The organism is Anabaena azotica FACHB-119, assembly GCF_014697625.1.
GTDB lineage: Bacteria > Cyanobacteriota > Cyanobacteriia > Cyanobacteriales > Nostocaceae > Trichormus > Trichormus azoticus_A.
Genome location: NZ_JACJSG010000001.1, coordinates 228036 through 244213 on the forward strand (window position 1 = coordinate 228036; position 16178 = coordinate 244213).

General features: G+C 42.3%; 13 protein-coding genes. 6 read left to right on the forward strand and 7 right to left on the reverse strand.

The window, feature by feature from the left end; all coding sequences use genetic code 11:
• Nucleotides 1-629: 629 nt before the first annotated feature.
• The 5 genes from H6G83_RS01020 to H6G83_RS01040 form a co-directional block, all read right to left on the reverse strand.
• On the reverse strand, nucleotides 630-3131 hold the full coding sequence (locus tag H6G83_RS01020; RefSeq protein WP_190465727.1) for an EamA family transporter: 2502 nt from the start codon (nucleotides 3129-3131) through the stop codon (nucleotides 630-632).
• 895 nt (nucleotides 3132-4026) lie between these two features.
• Nucleotides 4027-5334, reverse strand: a complete 1308-nt coding sequence (locus H6G83_RS01025; RefSeq protein WP_199328264.1) for an inorganic phosphate transporter — start codon at nucleotides 5332-5334, stop codon at nucleotides 4027-4029.
• Nucleotides 5335-5432: 98 nt separating this feature from the next.
• Nucleotides 5433-6479: a zinc-dependent dehydrogenase gene (locus tag H6G83_RS01030; RefSeq protein ID WP_190465729.1), complete on the reverse strand. Its 1047-nt coding sequence runs from the start codon at nucleotides 6477-6479 to the stop codon at nucleotides 5433-5435.
• 55 nt (nucleotides 6480-6534) lie between these two features.
• Nucleotides 6535-6915, reverse strand: a complete 381-nt coding sequence (locus H6G83_RS01035) for a hypothetical protein (RefSeq protein WP_190465731.1) — start codon at nucleotides 6913-6915, stop codon at nucleotides 6535-6537.
• Nucleotides 6916-6933: 18 nt separating this feature from the next.
• Complete coding sequence (locus tag H6G83_RS01040) at nucleotides 6934-7395, reverse strand: helix-turn-helix domain-containing protein (protein ID WP_242044365.1); 462 nt, start codon at nucleotides 7393-7395, stop codon at nucleotides 6934-6936.
• Nucleotides 7396-7568: 173 nt separating this feature from the next.
• Here H6G83_RS01040 and H6G83_RS01045 point away from each other — a divergent pair, with 173 nt between their 5' ends.
• The 4 genes from H6G83_RS01045 to patX all read left to right on the forward strand — a co-directional run bounded on the left by H6G83_RS01045 (nucleotide 7569) and on the right by patX (nucleotide 11531).
• Nucleotides 7569-8150, forward strand: a complete 582-nt coding sequence (locus H6G83_RS01045; RefSeq protein WP_190465733.1) for a hypothetical protein — start codon at nucleotides 7569-7571, stop codon at nucleotides 8148-8150.
• Between the two features lie 786 nt (nucleotides 8151-8936).
• A complete protein-coding gene (locus H6G83_RS01050; protein ID WP_190465735.1) occupies nucleotides 8937-9260 on the forward strand; it encodes a hypothetical protein in 324 nt (107 codons plus the stop codon).
• A gap of 178 nt (nucleotides 9261-9438) precedes the next feature.
• The gene (locus H6G83_RS01055) at nucleotides 9439-11199 is read left to right on the forward strand and encodes an FAD-dependent oxidoreductase (RefSeq protein WP_190465737.1); all 1761 of its coding nucleotides are present in this window, start codon (nucleotides 9439-9441) and stop codon (nucleotides 11197-11199) included.
• A 113-nt stretch (nucleotides 11200-11312) separates the two neighbouring features.
• Nucleotides 11313-11531 carry a heterocyst-inhibiting protein PatX gene (gene patX / locus H6G83_RS01060; RefSeq protein WP_190465739.1) on the forward strand — a complete coding sequence of 73 codons (219 nt, stop codon included), beginning with the start codon at nucleotides 11313-11315 and terminating at the stop codon, nucleotides 11529-11531.
• Between the two features lie 760 nt (nucleotides 11532-12291).
• Here patX and H6G83_RS01065 read toward each other — a convergent pair.
• Nucleotides 12292-13182: a ferritin-like domain-containing protein gene (locus H6G83_RS01065; RefSeq protein ID WP_190465741.1), complete on the reverse strand. Its 891-nt coding sequence runs from the start codon at nucleotides 13180-13182 to the stop codon at nucleotides 12292-12294.
• Nucleotides 13183-13527: 345 nt separating this feature from the next.
• On the opposite strand from H6G83_RS01065, the gene H6G83_RS01070 reads away from it, so the two are divergent.
• On the forward strand, nucleotides 13528-13731 hold the full coding sequence (locus tag H6G83_RS01070) for a hypothetical protein (RefSeq protein WP_190465743.1): 204 nt from the start codon (nucleotides 13528-13530) through the stop codon (nucleotides 13729-13731).
• 87 nt (nucleotides 13732-13818) lie between these two features.
• Here H6G83_RS01070 and glnA read toward each other — a convergent pair whose 3' ends face one another.
• A complete protein-coding gene (gene glnA, locus H6G83_RS01075; RefSeq protein WP_190465745.1) occupies nucleotides 13819-15243 on the reverse strand; it encodes a type I glutamate--ammonia ligase in 1425 nt (474 codons plus the stop codon).
• 360 nt (nucleotides 15244-15603) lie between these two features.
• On the opposite strand from glnA, the gene apcB reads away from it, so the two are divergent.
• On the forward strand, nucleotides 15604-16113 hold the full coding sequence (apcB, locus tag H6G83_RS01080; protein ID WP_190465747.1) for an allophycocyanin subunit beta: 510 nt from the start codon (nucleotides 15604-15606) through the stop codon (nucleotides 16111-16113).
• Nucleotides 16114-16178 lie beyond the last annotated feature (65 nt).

A 16178-nucleotide genomic window follows, 5' to 3' on the forward strand; every position in this document is an offset into this window, starting at 1 on the left:
CATTGCCTCAATAGCAAAGCTATTTTTAGCACTCTTGGCTGCTGACCGAATTTAGGAACTAGCAGCGCAAAAAAAGCTATGGAAAACCATGAGCGGAAAATCTCTCCTGGTAGTGACTATACTATTTCTGAATAATTTCGCCCAGATGCTGATAAATCTGTTCAGAAATAGGAGGTACTGATTGTTGAGATGACCACATAGCCGCTACGCCAGCCTTAGTCACGCCTATCGCAGCAATAGAGTGCTTTTAACTACCGAGATGACTAGAAAAAGTGCTGAAAGCTCAGTTCCTGATCCTTAGCCCTTTCTCTTCCTTTTCTCATCTGTCTTAGCGTATACGGCGCATAATGGCTACTAACAAATCGCTTTCTAGCACTTTGGGCAGATTATTCCAATTTTGCGATAGCTTTTATTTGCTCATAACATAATATTCTATATTTATCTGTCATATTAGTAAAATCCCATGAATTAATCTATTCTTAACTTTTTTTTCTTAAACATTTGCACAATCTATGGATGGTCAAGACTTTTTCAATAGAAAAGTCAAGGATTTATGACATGAAATAATAAAACCTTGTCACAAAAGGCTTTTTGACATATTCACTTTCCCCTGTTCCCTGTTTTATGCCCTAACTTTCTGTACTGGAAGAGTTATTGGGATTTAGGTTTTTGCCGACGCTGAAAGCTGCTGCACCAAAAGTTACAAATAAAACTCCAAATACTTGCACAATATTTAAAGTTTCTTGAAGTACCAAACCAGCAAAAATCACCGTCAAAATAGGTACACCTGCACTAATGATTGCCGATCGCAATCCCCCTAATTTGCCGACTCCGATATGACTGAATACGTAGCTCAACAGGGTTAAAACACCCAAAATAAAGGCACTTAAAACAATTTCTAATCGATTAAGATTAGTTGCCAAATCTCCGGATAGGGGTGACATCAAAAAGATAAAACTCAAACCCAGCATAGTGACAAAGTTAATCAAAGACAAAGATACGGGATGAACTTTAGTAGCACAGATGCGACTGAGGATCAGGTAACAAGCAAAAGCTGCACCAGCAAGAATGGCGGTGATTGTCCCAAAGGGATTATTAACAATACCTGTGTTGGTTACGCCAGAAAGGACTAGTAATTCACCGCAGAAAATAGCACCGATCGCACTTGCACGAAACACACCAGGGCGATCGCGAAATAGTAACCAAGACAACAGCCCGTTAATGAGTGGGTAGGCGAAGAAAAGAGCGATCGCCACACCAGCAGGGACTTGACCAAGGGCAAAATAAATCAGCACCTGCGATAAAAACAAAAAGCCGCCACTAGCAAACATCAACAGGACAACTCTTCGTGGCTTAGGAAGAGTCGCAGACTGATTATTACCTAAAGATTGCTTGAGATTTTGCAAATCTTGCCACACTTGCGGATACATTATCGGAGCCAACAGTATCATCAGTGGTACAGTCACCATCAACCGCAAAGTGAGAATGTACAAAATATTTCCCAACGTCGGCGAGATTAAACCCGCTACTTCCAAGGCTGAGGACAGTTGAGAAGTTTTATAGAACATTCCCTTCAGGACTACGTTGTACAACGATGACAACACCGTAGACATCACAACCAACAGAAAACCCACCTGCACAGGAGATAAATTTGATGATCTACGTGATCTTGGTGAGGAATTTGTTGATCCCCGTCTGACTACAGATGCGGGTGGAGGAGATGGAGTTTTAGCCCCGGATGAATCTCGATTGATTACAGAAACTGGTTCTGGCGGTTTTGTTGTGATGGGTGGAGATTGAGTCTTAGCTGTGGAAACTGGTTCTGGTGGTTTTGTTGTGGTGGGTGGGGATTGAGTCTTGGCTGTGGAAACTGGTTCTGGCGGCTTTGTTGTGGTGGGTGGGGATTGAGTTTTAGCTGTGGAAACTGGTTCTGGTGGTTTTGTTGTGGTGGGTGGGGATTGAGTCTTGGCTGTAGAAATTGACTCTGGTGGTTTTTCTGTGATGGGTGGAGATTGAGTCTTGGCTGTGGAAACTGACTCTGGCGGTTTTTCTGTGATGGGTGGAGATTGAGTCTTAGCTGTGGAAACTGACTCTGGCGGTTTTTCTGTGGTGGGTGGAGATTGAGTCTTAGCTGTAGAAATTGACTCTGGCGGTTTTTCCGTGATGGGTGGAGATTTAGGCGCAGTTGCAGATAATTCCCTACTAATTACAGAAAGTGGTTCCGTAGGCTTCTCTGGAGATGGTTGTAATTTTGTCTCGCTTTCAGGAAAGACTCTGGGGATCACAGACTGCGGCTCTGGAGGAGCCACAGGGGGTGGTGCAACTACTGGTGGAGGTGGAGATTTTTCAGGAGTAATAATAATGGCTTGCTTGGTAACGCTGGCTTCCTCCACAGGCGCAGGCGTTTGTAAAGGTGTTGGGGATTGTTGCTCAAGTTGCAAAACCGTAGGTGGTGAAAATACCACATTCGGCGGACTTGGGGGTTGTATTTCTGACGGTTGCAGTACTGTGGGTGGGGATAACTTGGCGGCTTGTGATGTTTCTTGGATGGCTTTAGTTAGTTCCCCACGTAGACGAGTGATTAGTTCTTCGACAATCGTCTCTCCTTCCTGCTGTTGACTATACATCCTAGACAACTGCTGGGAGAGATTACTTTGGTAGTTTTTGAGTTCTTGTTGGAGGGAATTAAAAGCGATCGTCAGGTTATCATCTAGACTCCCAAGCATTTTTTCCACTTCTTCATTGTTCCCTGCGGGTGCAATGCTTTGGGCTGACTTGAGAGCAGCGATTTGGCTCTCTGTTTGGTTAGCTATTTTTGCTAGCGATGATTGTAGTTGAGAACAGATGTGTTTGGCTAAAGCTTCCGATAATTGACGGATGAGAACTTGTTGCTCAGTAATCCGTCGTACTTCTTGTAAATGCTCTTTCTCTTCGATTAACTGTTGAATTTCATCCTTGAGACGGTCTTTTTCTGTTTCTAATTTTTTGATTTCTTCCTGAAATGATCTGAGGACATTCTGCTTTAGACTGTCTAAATCCTCTACAACAGCCCATAGAGCTGTTTCTGCTGCCCTGGATAACTCACCTCGGACTCGCGGGTCGTTGTCTGGTCGCTTCTCAAATCGCCCCATTAGCTTATAACCTCTATACACCTTGACGATACAGCTACTGCCTGTAAATTTGCGTGGCGCTAATTCTAATTTTCTGTATTTTGTCAGATAAACTTGAAAATCTTAACAGGACTTACGGATCTCAAAGTCATTTTGTCATGACTCACCCAAAGTTGGCAAAGCATATAATTTGACTGACAACCTACTAGGGATTTACGCAACGAGACTCTTTGCTGTGAGCGGGCGTAGGAGTTCTGAGAACTTACACCCCTTGGACAAACCCTTGACTTTTCGCTTTTTTGTGTAAGTCCCATAATCAAGTGGGTTGTCTTCAAGCTCAGAGGCTGCATCCATCAGCCTGACTTCAATCTTTGATACCCTAGTGAGATTCATTCCCAAGAGAATCACTCACTAACTATAAATACTTGTAATTTTTGTGGCAACAGTAATTAATACGTTGATGTAATCTCTAGGAGAGAATTTATGCAGAATCCAGCTTTAATAACAGTTTATCTCTTTGAGATGGGCTTCATCGCCATCTTTTTGCGGAAATTGAAATTATCTCCTGCACATATCCTAATTAATTAACTGCCATTTTGCCAAAAAATAGCAGGGGATAGGGGATAGGGGACAGGTGAGACAGCGCTGTAGGAGGGTTTCCCTCCGTAGGCGACTGCGTTCGCCCTTGGCGTGCCGGAGGCATACCCAAAGGGTGACAGCCTTAAAAGCTTGTTAATATAAGGATTTTATGATATTTACCTATGTCCTAACCTATGTGGCTACTGCTATACTTCTGGCTATTATGTAGATGTAGGAAATAGCCCTGCCAAGGTGGATCAAAATCCTTGTGGGGATGTACAGATATACGCCTCTAGCTTCTAGTTCAAACCAATATGTATATCCTAGAGTTTATTTGCTAAAACAATAAAATCCGAGCAATGCTAAAGATGGCAGCGCTGAGGACGGCACTGATAGGCACTGTTACTAACCATGCAGTGGCAATACCTTGGAGAGTTGTAAATTTTACCGAACTCAGGCTTTGTACCAATCCTACACCAACTACGCCACCTACCAGAGCGTGTGAGGTGGAGACTGGTAAACCAAGACGGGAGGCTAATAAAATAGTGGTGGCGGTGGCTAGTTCTGCACAAAATCCACTACTGGGTTGTAAAGCAATAATATTTTCGCCAATTGTGGCGATAACTTTTTCACCCCAAACGGCTAAACCACCAACAATTCCAGCACCACCGAGAATTAAAATCCACAGTGGGACAGTGATCCCATCGCTAGGAACTTGCCCAGTTTGATTAATATACACGATCGCCGCTAAAGGTGCGATCGCATTCCCCACATCATTAGAACCATGTGCAAAGGCGACAAAGCAAGCACTAAGGACTTGGAAGCGGGCGAAGAGAGTTTCGATGGGGTTGGGGAATGAGGGAGATGAGGGGGATGAGGGAGATGAGGGAGATGAGGAAGAAATTATTAACTCCTGCCTCTTGTCAAGCTGTCGCCAATTGATTAGGGTTAGTCCTACGGCGGCTAATGTGCCTGTTACGAGGGGGATATCGTGGGGGGGGATGTTGACACCGAGTTTTTCAATTAAGAACTTGGTTAAGGGTTGAGTGAGGGAGGGGAGGACGATTACGCCAAATACACCTAAGAGAATTGTACTCAACCAGGGAATCCACTCTCTTAATTGTGCAACTGGATTTGGTTGTTCTAATATCCAGTGCTTGATTTGACTGTAAAATAATGCGGCGATCGCACCACTGATCACTGGGGTTAATATCCAACCAATAGTTATTAATCCAATTGATGACCAATCGATCGCACCTACTCCCAAGGCTACCCAACTAAACCCGGCGATCGCACCTACAACTGCGTGAGAAGAAGATACTGGTAAGCCAAGGGATGTAGCAATTTGCAACCACATACCACAAGAAATCAGCACTGTCATCATGCCAGTAACTAAAATTTGGGGTGTAGCTGCAAATAATTCAGGGTTAGCAACTTTTGTTGCTAGGGTTTGTGTCACTTCATGCCCAAATAAGACAGCGCCAGTAAACTCCAACAATCCAGCAATAATTAATGCTTGTCTTAAAGTAATAGCTTTGGAACCGACAGAAGTTCCCATTGCATTCGCAACATCGTTAGCCCCCAAGTTCCAGGCTACGTAGAAGGCTAGTAAGGCGACTATTACGAGGATGATTGATATTTCCATGTTAGTTTCAGGGTGTAGGGGTGTAGGGGTGTGGGGGTGTAGGGGAGAAGAAAATTACCCAATCCCCAATCCCCAGTCCCCAGTCCCCAGTCCCCAATCTAAGGATAAATGAGGATTTTGTATGTTTCTGGTGTTGGTGCGATCGCTTGATCTACGGCTGCTGATAAATCTTTGAGGGGATAGCGATCGCTGATTAATGCTTGCACATCAATACGGCGGTTAAAGACGATATCGGCCGAGAGATTTTGCAGGCGATAGGATGAACTGTAACTGCCCATTAAGTCGATTTCTCGGCGGTAGAGAATGTTGGGGTTGATGGGGATTTCTAATTCATCAGGAAATTCGGCAAAGAATAAGATTTTTCCCCCTTTTCTGGTACAATCCAGAGCTTGGAAGAAAGCTTTCTCACTAGGAACAGCTAAGAGTGTGACATCAACACCTAAGCCATCGGTGAGGGCGTGAATTTTGGCGCTTATGTCGGGATCACGGGCATCAAATGCTGCTTCTGCACCGACATTCAAGGCTTTGTCTATTCTTGAGGGTAGCAAATCGGTGGCGATCGCTTTTGCCCCGAAATATTTCACCAACATGACAAACATTAACCCAATTGGCCCCGCACCAGTTACCAGCACAGTTTGTCCAGGGGCAATTTGGGCTTTTTTCACTGCCTTTAAACAACAGTTGGTTGGTTCAACAAAACTTGCTTCTTCAAAACTGATATTGTCGGGGATCGCTATTAACCCGCCATTTTGGACAATATGACCCGGAACTTTGACGTATTCAGCAAAACCGCCGCCACTGGGGTTAAAACCGGCAGTGGTGGAAATGTTTTTGTAAACACTGCACATGGAAAAGTTATCATTCAAGCAGTAGGCACAACGCATACAAGGTATGTGGTGCATGACTGCTACCCGTTGTCCTACCTGCCAACCCTGTACTTGAGAACCAACTGCGGCAATAGTCCCGGCTGTTTCATGCCCGAAAATGCGCGGTGGTTCATACAGAGGATAACGAATTTTTTTAATATCTGACTGACACAAACCGACTACTCGCACCTGTACCAGCACTTCATCCGGTTCCAGAGTCGGTACGGGGATTTCTTCGTAAGATAGCTGATTTACACCTCTAAATACCTGTGCTTTCACGCTAATTTTTCACCGCTCAACGATACTAGATTTAACATTATTCGTCTACGTTAAGCTATAAGGTTTTAGATTTCTGTTTTTGTACCAGTGCTAATTCTTGCTCTAAAGTTTGTTCAAAGATTTGGAATGCCTCAATATCTGCTGAGGTGAGCTTACCTTCTACTTTCCCATACTCAAATTGTAGAATCTTCCCCCGACCATCTTTAGCACTAATTGTTAAAACTCCTCTATTGTGAGAAATACGATACTGTTCACCTTCTAAACGTTTAGCCACATCAGAAGAGATTTTTTTGTTAATAACAAGGTTACTTATAGCTTCATCCAAGATTTTCTGTGACCAATAGGGCATATACCAACCAGCCTCAGCTATGGATAGCAAGGTATCTCGTAGGTACATTGGAAATAGAACACAGGCATCTAAGACTACACCGACCATAACGTTTTTTCTGAGTATTTACTCATCATACTCATACAAACCAGCTTCTTCACTTATCTCAATTAATTCCTGTAAAGATTGGCTACGCTTGTTATCCCTGTGTTCCTTGTATTTTTTCAAATCTTTAAAACGAACACGCCGATGTGTTCCTACTGTGATGTAAGGAATTTCGCCTTGTTCTAATAGCTTTATTAGATAGGGGCGCGATACATTAAGAAAATCTGCGGCTTGTTGTGTACTCAATTCTTGTTCTTGAGGAACTATAGATATAGCTTGACCCAAGGCCATTGCATGAACTACTTGGCACAGCACTTGATAAACGGAATCAGGAATAGTAATTACTTCTCCGTTAGCTCCTACTAGTCTTGCTTGAAAATCTTTAATTTTCAGTAAGCGATCAATTTCTCTAATATCTGGAGCTTCTCTTTCCTGAGCCATAACTGACTCTAAAGGCTGGTTATGCCTAAATTTGGTAGTCATGTTTGTGAACTCTAATTGATGATATACCAATGGTATAACTCTATTTACATCAATGATATACTCCAAATTACATAAACGCAATATCCGAAATATAGATAAATCAAGTATCCAAAAATAGCTACGCACCAACGCAAACATCAACATCACCAGCAAACATACCGCCAACACTACCGATGAGGCAAGATGGTGATATTCCACAGGTAGGTGAACCGCCTTTACATTCTCCGCCACCAACAGTTCCCGCCCAGTATCGTCAAGAAATCCCTCAACAGTCTGTATCTCCTCCGCCTATACCTGCCAAAACTGCAACAATAGGGCTGGGTTTTTATTTGCAGTGGGTATTAGTTAATGTTGCAGGCTTGATTGCAGGATGTATTATTGGAGCGATCGCCCAAACTCTGCTACGACCGCTTGGTACAATAATTAGTGATCAAGTTTTAGCCGCAACGATGGGTTTAACAATTGGGTATATGCAGGCATTAATATTGCGGCGGCAAATTCCCATATCTGAAAAACAATGGATGTGGGGGACTACTGCTGGTGCTTGTATCTCCCTGCTCTTGTCAGGAAATAATGCCGACTATACTTTATTATGGATTGGCCCTATAGTAGGAACAATTCAGTCTTGGATTATGCGCCCAGTTATCAAGCAAGCTGGCTGGTGGATTTTAATCAATACTTTGTTCGGTTGGCTTGGGGGAATTTTTTCAGGAGCAGTGTTAGTGTTGCTGTTGAAAAATCAGAAAAATGTCTAATTTGCTTTCATATATTATTAATGTCTAGTTTTATCTTCATGCCCACAACCTCCTTATTGAGAAGGTGGAAGATGTCAGTTGATGAGCATGAGTAACGAGCAATTAATTAGGATGAAAAGTAGAAATCGAACAAACTGAGTCGTGGGTGTTCTTATAAGCTTTGTGTAAATTTTTATTTCTATCAAATATCAACTTTGATTATGAGTTTTAATTTTAATTAAGACCTCATTTGTAAATTTTTAACAATTGTGCTGATCACTATTTTGAATTTAATTACTTATTTCTTCTTACTATTGTTTTTCAACAATTTTTTCTTATATCCTTATACTGATATAGGTGGTTCTCTATATCCATATGTTGTAGATTTAGATGCACTACTTGCAATAAGATTATTTTCTATTATATGTTTTTTATGTGGCTCTGTATCTGCTGGTATTTCATATAGGACTGTTCGTAAAAGTAATTCAGGAAAAGTATTTAAATTATTTTTAATAATAATGATAATGCTTTCTCTAATAGCAATTTTATTTAGTGTTTATCGATTTATAGAATTGAACAATCTTTCTTCTTCCTTAGTAATATGTGATCAGTTTTCCGGTCAGAGTCCTGGTTGTTATATTCCATAGTGTAGCGATCGCATCACTTGCACCATCAGATAGTGATAGTTAACCTTTGATTATGAATTTTCATTTTAATGAATCACTCATTTGTAAGTTATTTACAATTGTGCTAGTTACTATTTTGAATTCAATTACTTATTTCTTCTTATTATTGTTTTTAATTAAGATGAATCCTTTATTGTATCCTTATACTGATATAGGTGGTTCTCTATATCCATATGTTGTAGATTTAGATGCACTAGGTGTAAGAATAGGATTTTCTATTATATGTTTTTTATGTAGCTCCTTATCTGCTGGTATTTCATATAGGGCTGTTCGTAAAAGTAATTCAGGAAAAGTATTTAGATTATTTTTATTAATAATGATGATGCTTTCTCTAATAGCAATTTTATTTAGTGCTTATCGATTTATAGAACTGAGAAATCTTTCCTCTTCCTTGGTAAGATGTGATCAGTTTTCCGGTCAGAGTCCTGGTTGTTATATGCCATAGTCAAGCGATCGCATCACTTGCGCCATCAGATAGTGATAGTTAACTTTATAGTTAGGACATTAAGAAATAAAACTTAGACAGCGAAATAGTTTTAACCCTGTCACCTGTTACCTGTCCCCTGCTATAAAACAGGATGAATTTGTATGTATCCTGGTTAAAAATACGTGAATTTAAATTTATGGTTCATCAAACTTATATAACTGATGTGTTAGTCGTTGGTGGTGGAACTGGCGGAACGGCTGCGGCTATTCAAGCGGCGCGAAGGGGTGCAAAAACTATTTTGGTGAGTGAGTTTTCTTGGTTAGGGGGAATGTTAACTGCGGCTGGGGTATCTGCACCCGATGGAAATGAATTGATTGCGTTTCAAACGGGGTTATGGGGTGCGTTTTTACAAGAGTTGCAACAGCGACAGCCGGGGGGTTTAGATAATAGTTGGGTGAGCTTTTTCAGTTATGATCCGCGTATTGGAGCGGAAATTTTTGCTAATTGGGTGAAGGAATTATCTAATCTGCACTGGATTTCTGGACAAGTACCCTTAGAGGTTCTGCGTCAAGGGAATTGTATTACTGGTGTCAGGTTTGCAGACTTTACCGTACAAGCCAATATAACAATTGATGGTACAGAGTTAGGGGATTTACTCGCTTTAGCAGATATCCCTCACCGTTGGGGTTGGGAATTGCGATCGCACTGGGGAGAACCCAGCTCCCCAACTAGCTTTAATCATATCACCCAAGAATATCCTGTACAGTCCCCTACTTGGGTGGTAGTGATGCAGGATTTTGGCGAACCAGTCGCACCTGATATTCCTCCTGCACCTAATTATGATGCGGCGCTGTTTGCTGATGCTTGGAAAAACTACGGTGCGGAGCAGTTCTTGAATTATGGACGTTTGCCTGGTAATCTATTTATGATTAACTGGCCAATTTGTGGTAATGACTACGGTGAAGGAGTAGGGCGACTGATAGAATCAGCAGCAGCTAAGAGTGATTTTCTGCAAGAATCTCGTTGGCATAGCCAAAATTTTGCTCATTTTATCCAAACTCAGCTAGGTAAGCGTTACGGTTTGGCAGAGCAAGTTTTTCCTCACAACTCACCAGCTTTTGCACTGCACCCATACTACAGAGAAAGTCGCCGTTTGGTAGGACTAACTACTATTACAGAACAGGATATTTTGCCAGTTCCAGGCGGTAGGGTAGCATCTTTATTTCCCGATACCATTGCTATTGGTAACTATGCCAATGACCATCATTATCCGGGGTTTGACTTACCCCTACAACCTAAATCTATCCGTTGGGGCGGACGTTGGACGGGGACACCTTTCACAATTCCTTATCGTTGTCTAGTTCCAGTTACTATAGATGGTTTTTTGGTTTGTGAAAAGAATATTTCTGTTTCTCACATAGCCAACGGGGCGACTAGATTACAACCTGTGGTGTTGGGTATCGGTCAAGCTGCGGGAATGGCGGCGGCTATGTGTGTCGAGTTGGACTGTCAGCCGCGAGATTTACCTGTACAAGGATTACAGGAAGCATTACTACAAGACCATCGCGCTCCTGCGGCGATCGCACCTCTGTTTAATCTACCACCCGACCATCCAGAATGGTTGCATTGGCAATTGTCTTACATCAAGGAGCCTCAACTATATCCAGATAGTGGCAATTGCCCAGATTCTGTCAATACATATTATCGCCAAAAACACAATCTAGTATTTCCACGTAGATCTGATTGTTTTACAGGAGTTGTTCATATTCTAAATCCGCAAGATTACAGATTCGAGATTGCTACACCACCTGCTACCCTGGGACAGGTTTGGCAGCTTGTAAGCTGGCGATCGCACATAGATGAGCAATTACAAGCTTTATCAAATCAGCAACATATCAGGGTTTGGGGTCGTCTAAATCATTCTGGTCACTGGTTATTGGTAGATGACCTGAGATAGAAGCACATTTTTATTAGTTTTCAGTAAAAAGCACTACTTTTTTTAATATTTTCCGGATTCGTCACATAAACTCAGTAGCAATAGATAAGAGAATTTACAAAGAGGCTTTAAAAATGCGTGCTGCTGTTCCGATGTTAGTTTCGAGTCTGGTATTTGGTTCCCTCATTTTTGATGACCAGGGAATGGCTAATCGCAATTTAACCTTTTCTCCTTCTAATTCAGAATATATGCTCTCATTAAACTCCAAACACAAGCATAATCAACCAGAAACTCCCATACCTCATCGGGGTACAGGACGTAAAACTATGATTGAAAATATCCAGAATGCGTGATGGCGATCGCCTGATACTAAGTTGCAGTCAAAGATAGTATCTTACTCTGTGCTACTTCCCGTTCCCCTCATGGGAGGGGCTAGGGGTGGGTTGCTTCCCCTCATGGGAGGGGCTAGGGGTGGGTTGCTTCCTTTCCTGCTCAAACAAACATCTTTAAACACAACTTGGTATATCTTTCATAGGCAATCAGCGTTGTCTAACCAGCAAATCCCCATTTTCCCAACATTTAATAGCCTTTTTGGCAGCCACCAGCCACTTTAAACGCTGCTGTTACCGAAAAATTGGGTTTAAAGCCCCGTCCTTTAAGGACGGCTTTTTGATACAATAATGCAAACAGGCAGGGCATTGTCTGTTGGGCGAGATAGTATTAAGACGGGTATGCCCGCAGCTGTTGTTTGAACCCAGAATCTCTGCCCTTTTAGGGTGGGGAGTATGTCAAAAACACAATGTTATCAGTTGTAGGGGCGGGTTCATTGAGTAATTCATGTTAAAAACAGATATGTTCGTTAAACCCGCCCGTACTTAAATACCTTGGTGAAACACCACAGCAATTGGTGTAAGGCGTAGGGAGGCGCTTCTTTATCCCCCACCATACGCCCTGGCTGACTGATAACTGATTTAATAACAAAGATGGGGCAGACATAATGCTTACCCCATCATCAACTAAAAGACTTTTCACTTAGAAGCAACCTGGGTTGAGGAATATAAACCCGCAGCTAACCCAACCTAGTAGAATTGAAAAACAATTGCTACCTAATCCCTAGTTGTTCAAGTTATTTTCTGGCTTTTTCAGCCCATTGATAAACATTGGGACAAATTTTTCCATAAAAGCTTGCGGGTCGCGTTGCCAAGCTTTTTGTGCAATCTGAAGTCTGGTAAACTGCAACTGGGGCGCTAACAAAGTTTGTGGTAAGCGTTCCATCAGATACTGGGGCCGTTGCCACATTGGCATAGTATTGGCTACTTCCATCAAGTTAGCAACTCGTCGCAGTTCTGCACCTAGCGTTATATCCATTCCTGATTCAAAAGCTGCTTGTTCAATAGCAGCATACTTACGCTTGGCTTGCTCAACTTTTTGGCGATGTTCTGGACTTTTATCTGCTATCTGTGCTAACCAACGATTACCCCAACGCACGTGTCCAGCTTCCTCTGGCAGAATTTTTTCAATGGTTTCGCGGATTCTCATATTTTCCTCTGTTTGGGGTGCTTGTTTAAGGGCGTAAATATGAGCAGAGAAATACTCACAACCGCGTTTTTCTGTAACGTTAATTGCAGCTAGGGCAGAAATTACAAATTCTTCTAGCGCTTGAGTGGGATCTTGTTGTTCGTCATCAAGCAACCTTTCAAATTCATCAATGTAGGAATTTCCAGGGGGAGTTCCCACATTTACCCCCAAGTCCACCAACAAATCAGTTAACCACATGGCATGACGCGCTTCATCGGAAATGTGGTGCGATAAATCTCTAATCAGTTCCGGTGGTTTTCCATTTAGCCGTTCAATGATATCTGTCAGGTCTTTACAACTGCGTTGCTCACTATAACGATAACGGTTGAGGGTGATCAGGTGCATCTCGCGATTCCCCACTACCTGTTTGAGAACATCCCTCGCACTCAAACTATTCTGGAATTTCTTTGGATAAACAACTGTCATAAGTTTCAGTGAGTTTGTTAAAGTTTGATGGCTTGAGTAGTCATTGAGCTTGTCTCAACACCGGCACTTACGCTGCATTAGCGGTTATCGCCTAGTATGAGACAGTGTAAATTAATGTAACAAATAAATTATCGCTCTTGAGAAAGGTATTTTTACCAATCGTTGTTGAAGTCAAAAAAACAACCCCATCTTTCCGATCTTTCTCATCTCGCCCCAGTCCCCTGCAATTACACAAATATTAAGATTTGTAATAAAAACTCAATTCCGTAGCATAAGCTACAGAATTTTTGATATATTGATTATGTCTGGAGTTAAATCAAATTAATATCACTGGAGGACTGTGGTATGTCTATTCAAGAAAAATCTCGTGCAATTATGATGCGCCAATATCAGCAAGTGAAGAATCGTCAACAATCAATGCTGATGCGTGCAGCACAAGAACTCGGTCTTCCTGCTGAAGAACTATCCCATTACTGGAATCCCACGCAAGGAAAAATCGACCCTACTACACGCGCTATTTATGGCAGCAGCAATGCCTCTATGAGCTAGGAAAATTACAATTTGTGAATTTTCATGAGAGTCAAAAAAAAGCCACCCCTGCGGGTGGCAATTTATACTCTTAGATACGCTTATTAATTAAACGTCATAGTAGAGATGGAATTCGTAAGGATGAGGACGTAATTGCAACTGTTTAACTTCGTTAGCCAGTTTGTAATCAATCCAGTTTTGGATAAAGTCTTCAGTGAATACGCCTGTTTCTGTTAAGAAAGCGTGGTCGTTTTCTAGTGCTTCCAAAGCTAATTCTAAAGAACCAGGTGTGGAAGGAACTTTCGCCAGTTCTTCTGGAGATAGTTCATAGATATTCTTATCTAAGGGCTGGCCTGGGTCAATTTTGTTTTTGATGCCATCAAGACCGGCGCATAACATGGCAGCAAATGCCAAGTAGGGGTTAGAGGTAGCATCAGGACAACGGAACTCTAGGCGTTTGGCTTTGGGGTTAGTCCCAGACAGAGGAATACGGATAGAGGCGGAACGGTTTCCTTGGGAGTAAGCCAAGTTAACAGGTGCTTCATAACCAGGAACGAGACGCTTGTAGGAATTAGTGCTGGGGTTGGTCAGAGCCAACAGCGCTGGTGCGTGCTTGAGCAGACCACCAATGTAATGCAACGCCATTTCGCTCAAACCTGCATACTTATCACCCGCGAATAAGGGCTTGCCATCTTTCCAGATAGACTGGTGGGTGTGCATACCGGAACCGTTATCACCAAACAATGGTTTGGGCATGAAGGTAACGGTTTTGCCGTATTTTTTCGCTACGTTCTTGATGACGTATTTGTAAATCATCAACCAGTCGGCAGCTTCGATTAATTTACCAAAGCGGAAGCCTAGCTCACACTGACCACCAGTGGCTACTTCATGGTGATGTTTTTCGATGGGTACGCCTAATTTCGCCATCGTCAACAGCATTTCTGTCCGAATATCTTGGAAAGAGTCTGTTGGTGCAACGGGGAAATAACCCTCTTTAAACCGGGGTTTGTAAGCCAGGTTGGGTTTATCTGGTGTACCTTCTTTACCAGCGTTCCAAGTACCTTCTTCCGAGTCGAGGAAGTAGTAGCCTTCGTTAGCGCTTTGGGCAAAGCGGGCGCTATCAAAGATGAAAAATTCAGCTTCAGGGCCAAAGAAGGCTGTATCACCAATGCCAGTGGAAACTAAGTAGTCAATTGCTTTTTGGGCAATAACCCTTGGGCAACGGTTGTACCATTCGCCTGTACGGGGTTCTTTGATGCTACAAGTTATGCTGAGGGTGGGTACTGCCATGAATGGGTCGATCCAAGCAGTGTTAGGATCGAGAACCATTGTCATGTCAGATTCGTTGATTGCTTTCCAACCCCGGATGCTGGAACCATCGAAGGGTACGCCGTCGGTGAAGGAGCTTTCATCGATTTGGTTTTGGTAGACGGTGAGATGCTGCCAAGTCCCTACTGTATCGATGAATTTGAGGTCAATCAGCTCAATTTTTTCATCTTGAATTTTTTTCAAGATTTCTTGTGCAGTTGTCATTTTTACTCCTTCTCTGCCAATTTCTTAAAGTCAAACCAGAATCGCCAAAGCATCTAAACCCTACTGAGCGGAACAAAGTTGATGACACACCTGAAATATCCTAGATTCTAAACATTGGTCTTTTTTGTAGCCTTTGTTACAGAACGTCTCGATTACAGGTAATATTAACCTTTCTTTCGATATCTACACAAATGGGGAAAGTTAATCTCATAGGGGTCAACTTTGGCATAGAATCCATAAGTAACAGATAGATGGTTTTTGTGCCGAATCTATTTTTAATAGCACAAAAATATATTACTGGTGCGTAGTGCCACCAAATTAATATCAAACCATAGATAGCAACGATTGGGAGAAGATGGAATGCGCGATGCGGTAACAAGCTTAATTAAGAATTATGACGTTGCTGGTCGGTATTTTGACCGGAATGCGATCGATACCCTCAAAGAGTATTTTGATAGTGGTACTGCTCGTGTACAAGCAGCAGCAGCAATTAACTCGAATGCAGCAGCACTTGTTAAGCAAGCAGGCTCTAAGTTGTTTGAAGAACTACCAGAGTTGATACGTCCCGGTGGTAATGCCTATACTACTCGTCGTCTGGCTGCTTGTTTACGAGATATGGACTATTACTTGCGCTACGCTACTTATGCGCTAGTTGCTGGTAACACCAATGTTTTAGATGAGCGAGTGCTGCAAGGCTTGCGGGAAACTTACAATTCTTTAGGTGTACCCATTGGCCCTACAGTGCGTGGTGTGCAAATTCTCAAGGATTTGGTTAAGGCTCAAGTTGTGGGTGCTGGTATTACCAACACCACTTTTGTTGATGAGCCATTTGACCACATCACCCGTGAGTTAAGCGAACAGGATGTGTAAATTACAATCTGCTTTTTGTCTAGTTTTCTCTGTTTAGTTGAGTCTCGATAGAAAATTATTGCAGA

What these genes read in the sequence shown, in the direction of transcription:
- H6G83_RS01020 (WP_190465727.1), bottom strand. Translation starts at nt 3,131, where the DNA reads ATGGGGCGATTTGAGAAGCGACCAGACAACGACCCGCGAGTCCGAGGT.
- H6G83_RS01025 (WP_199328264.1), bottom strand. Translation starts at nt 5,334, where the DNA reads ATGGAAATATCAATCATCCTCGTAATAGTCGCCTTACTAGCCTTCTAC.
- H6G83_RS01035 (WP_190465731.1), bottom strand. Translation starts at nt 6,915, where the DNA reads ATGGTCGGTGTAGTCTTAGATGCCTGTGTTCTATTTCCAATGTACCTA.
- H6G83_RS01040 (WP_242044365.1), bottom strand. Translation starts at nt 7,395, where the DNA reads ATGACTACCAAATTTAGGCATAACCAGCCTTTAGAGTCAGTTATGGCT.
- H6G83_RS01045 (WP_190465733.1), top strand. Translation starts at nt 7,569, where the DNA reads ATGAGGCAAGATGGTGATATTCCACAGGTAGGTGAACCGCCTTTACAT.
- H6G83_RS01050 (WP_190465735.1), top strand. Translation starts at nt 8,937, where the DNA reads ATGAATCCTTTATTGTATCCTTATACTGATATAGGTGGTTCTCTATAT.
- H6G83_RS01055 (WP_190465737.1), top strand. Translation starts at nt 9,439, where the DNA reads ATGGTTCATCAAACTTATATAACTGATGTGTTAGTCGTTGGTGGTGGA.
- patX (WP_190465739.1), top strand. Translation starts at nt 11,313, where the DNA reads ATGCGTGCTGCTGTTCCGATGTTAGTTTCGAGTCTGGTATTTGGTTCC.
- H6G83_RS01065 (WP_190465741.1), bottom strand. Translation starts at nt 13,182, where the DNA reads ATGACAGTTGTTTATCCAAAGAAATTCCAGAATAGTTTGAGTGCGAGG.
- H6G83_RS01070 (WP_190465743.1), top strand. Translation starts at nt 13,528, where the DNA reads ATGTCTATTCAAGAAAAATCTCGTGCAATTATGATGCGCCAATATCAG.
- glnA (WP_190465745.1), bottom strand. Translation starts at nt 15,243, where the DNA reads ATGACAACTGCACAAGAAATCTTGAAAAAAATTCAAGATGAAAAAATT.
- apcB (WP_190465747.1), top strand. Translation starts at nt 15,604, where the DNA reads ATGCGCGATGCGGTAACAAGCTTAATTAAGAATTATGACGTTGCTGGT.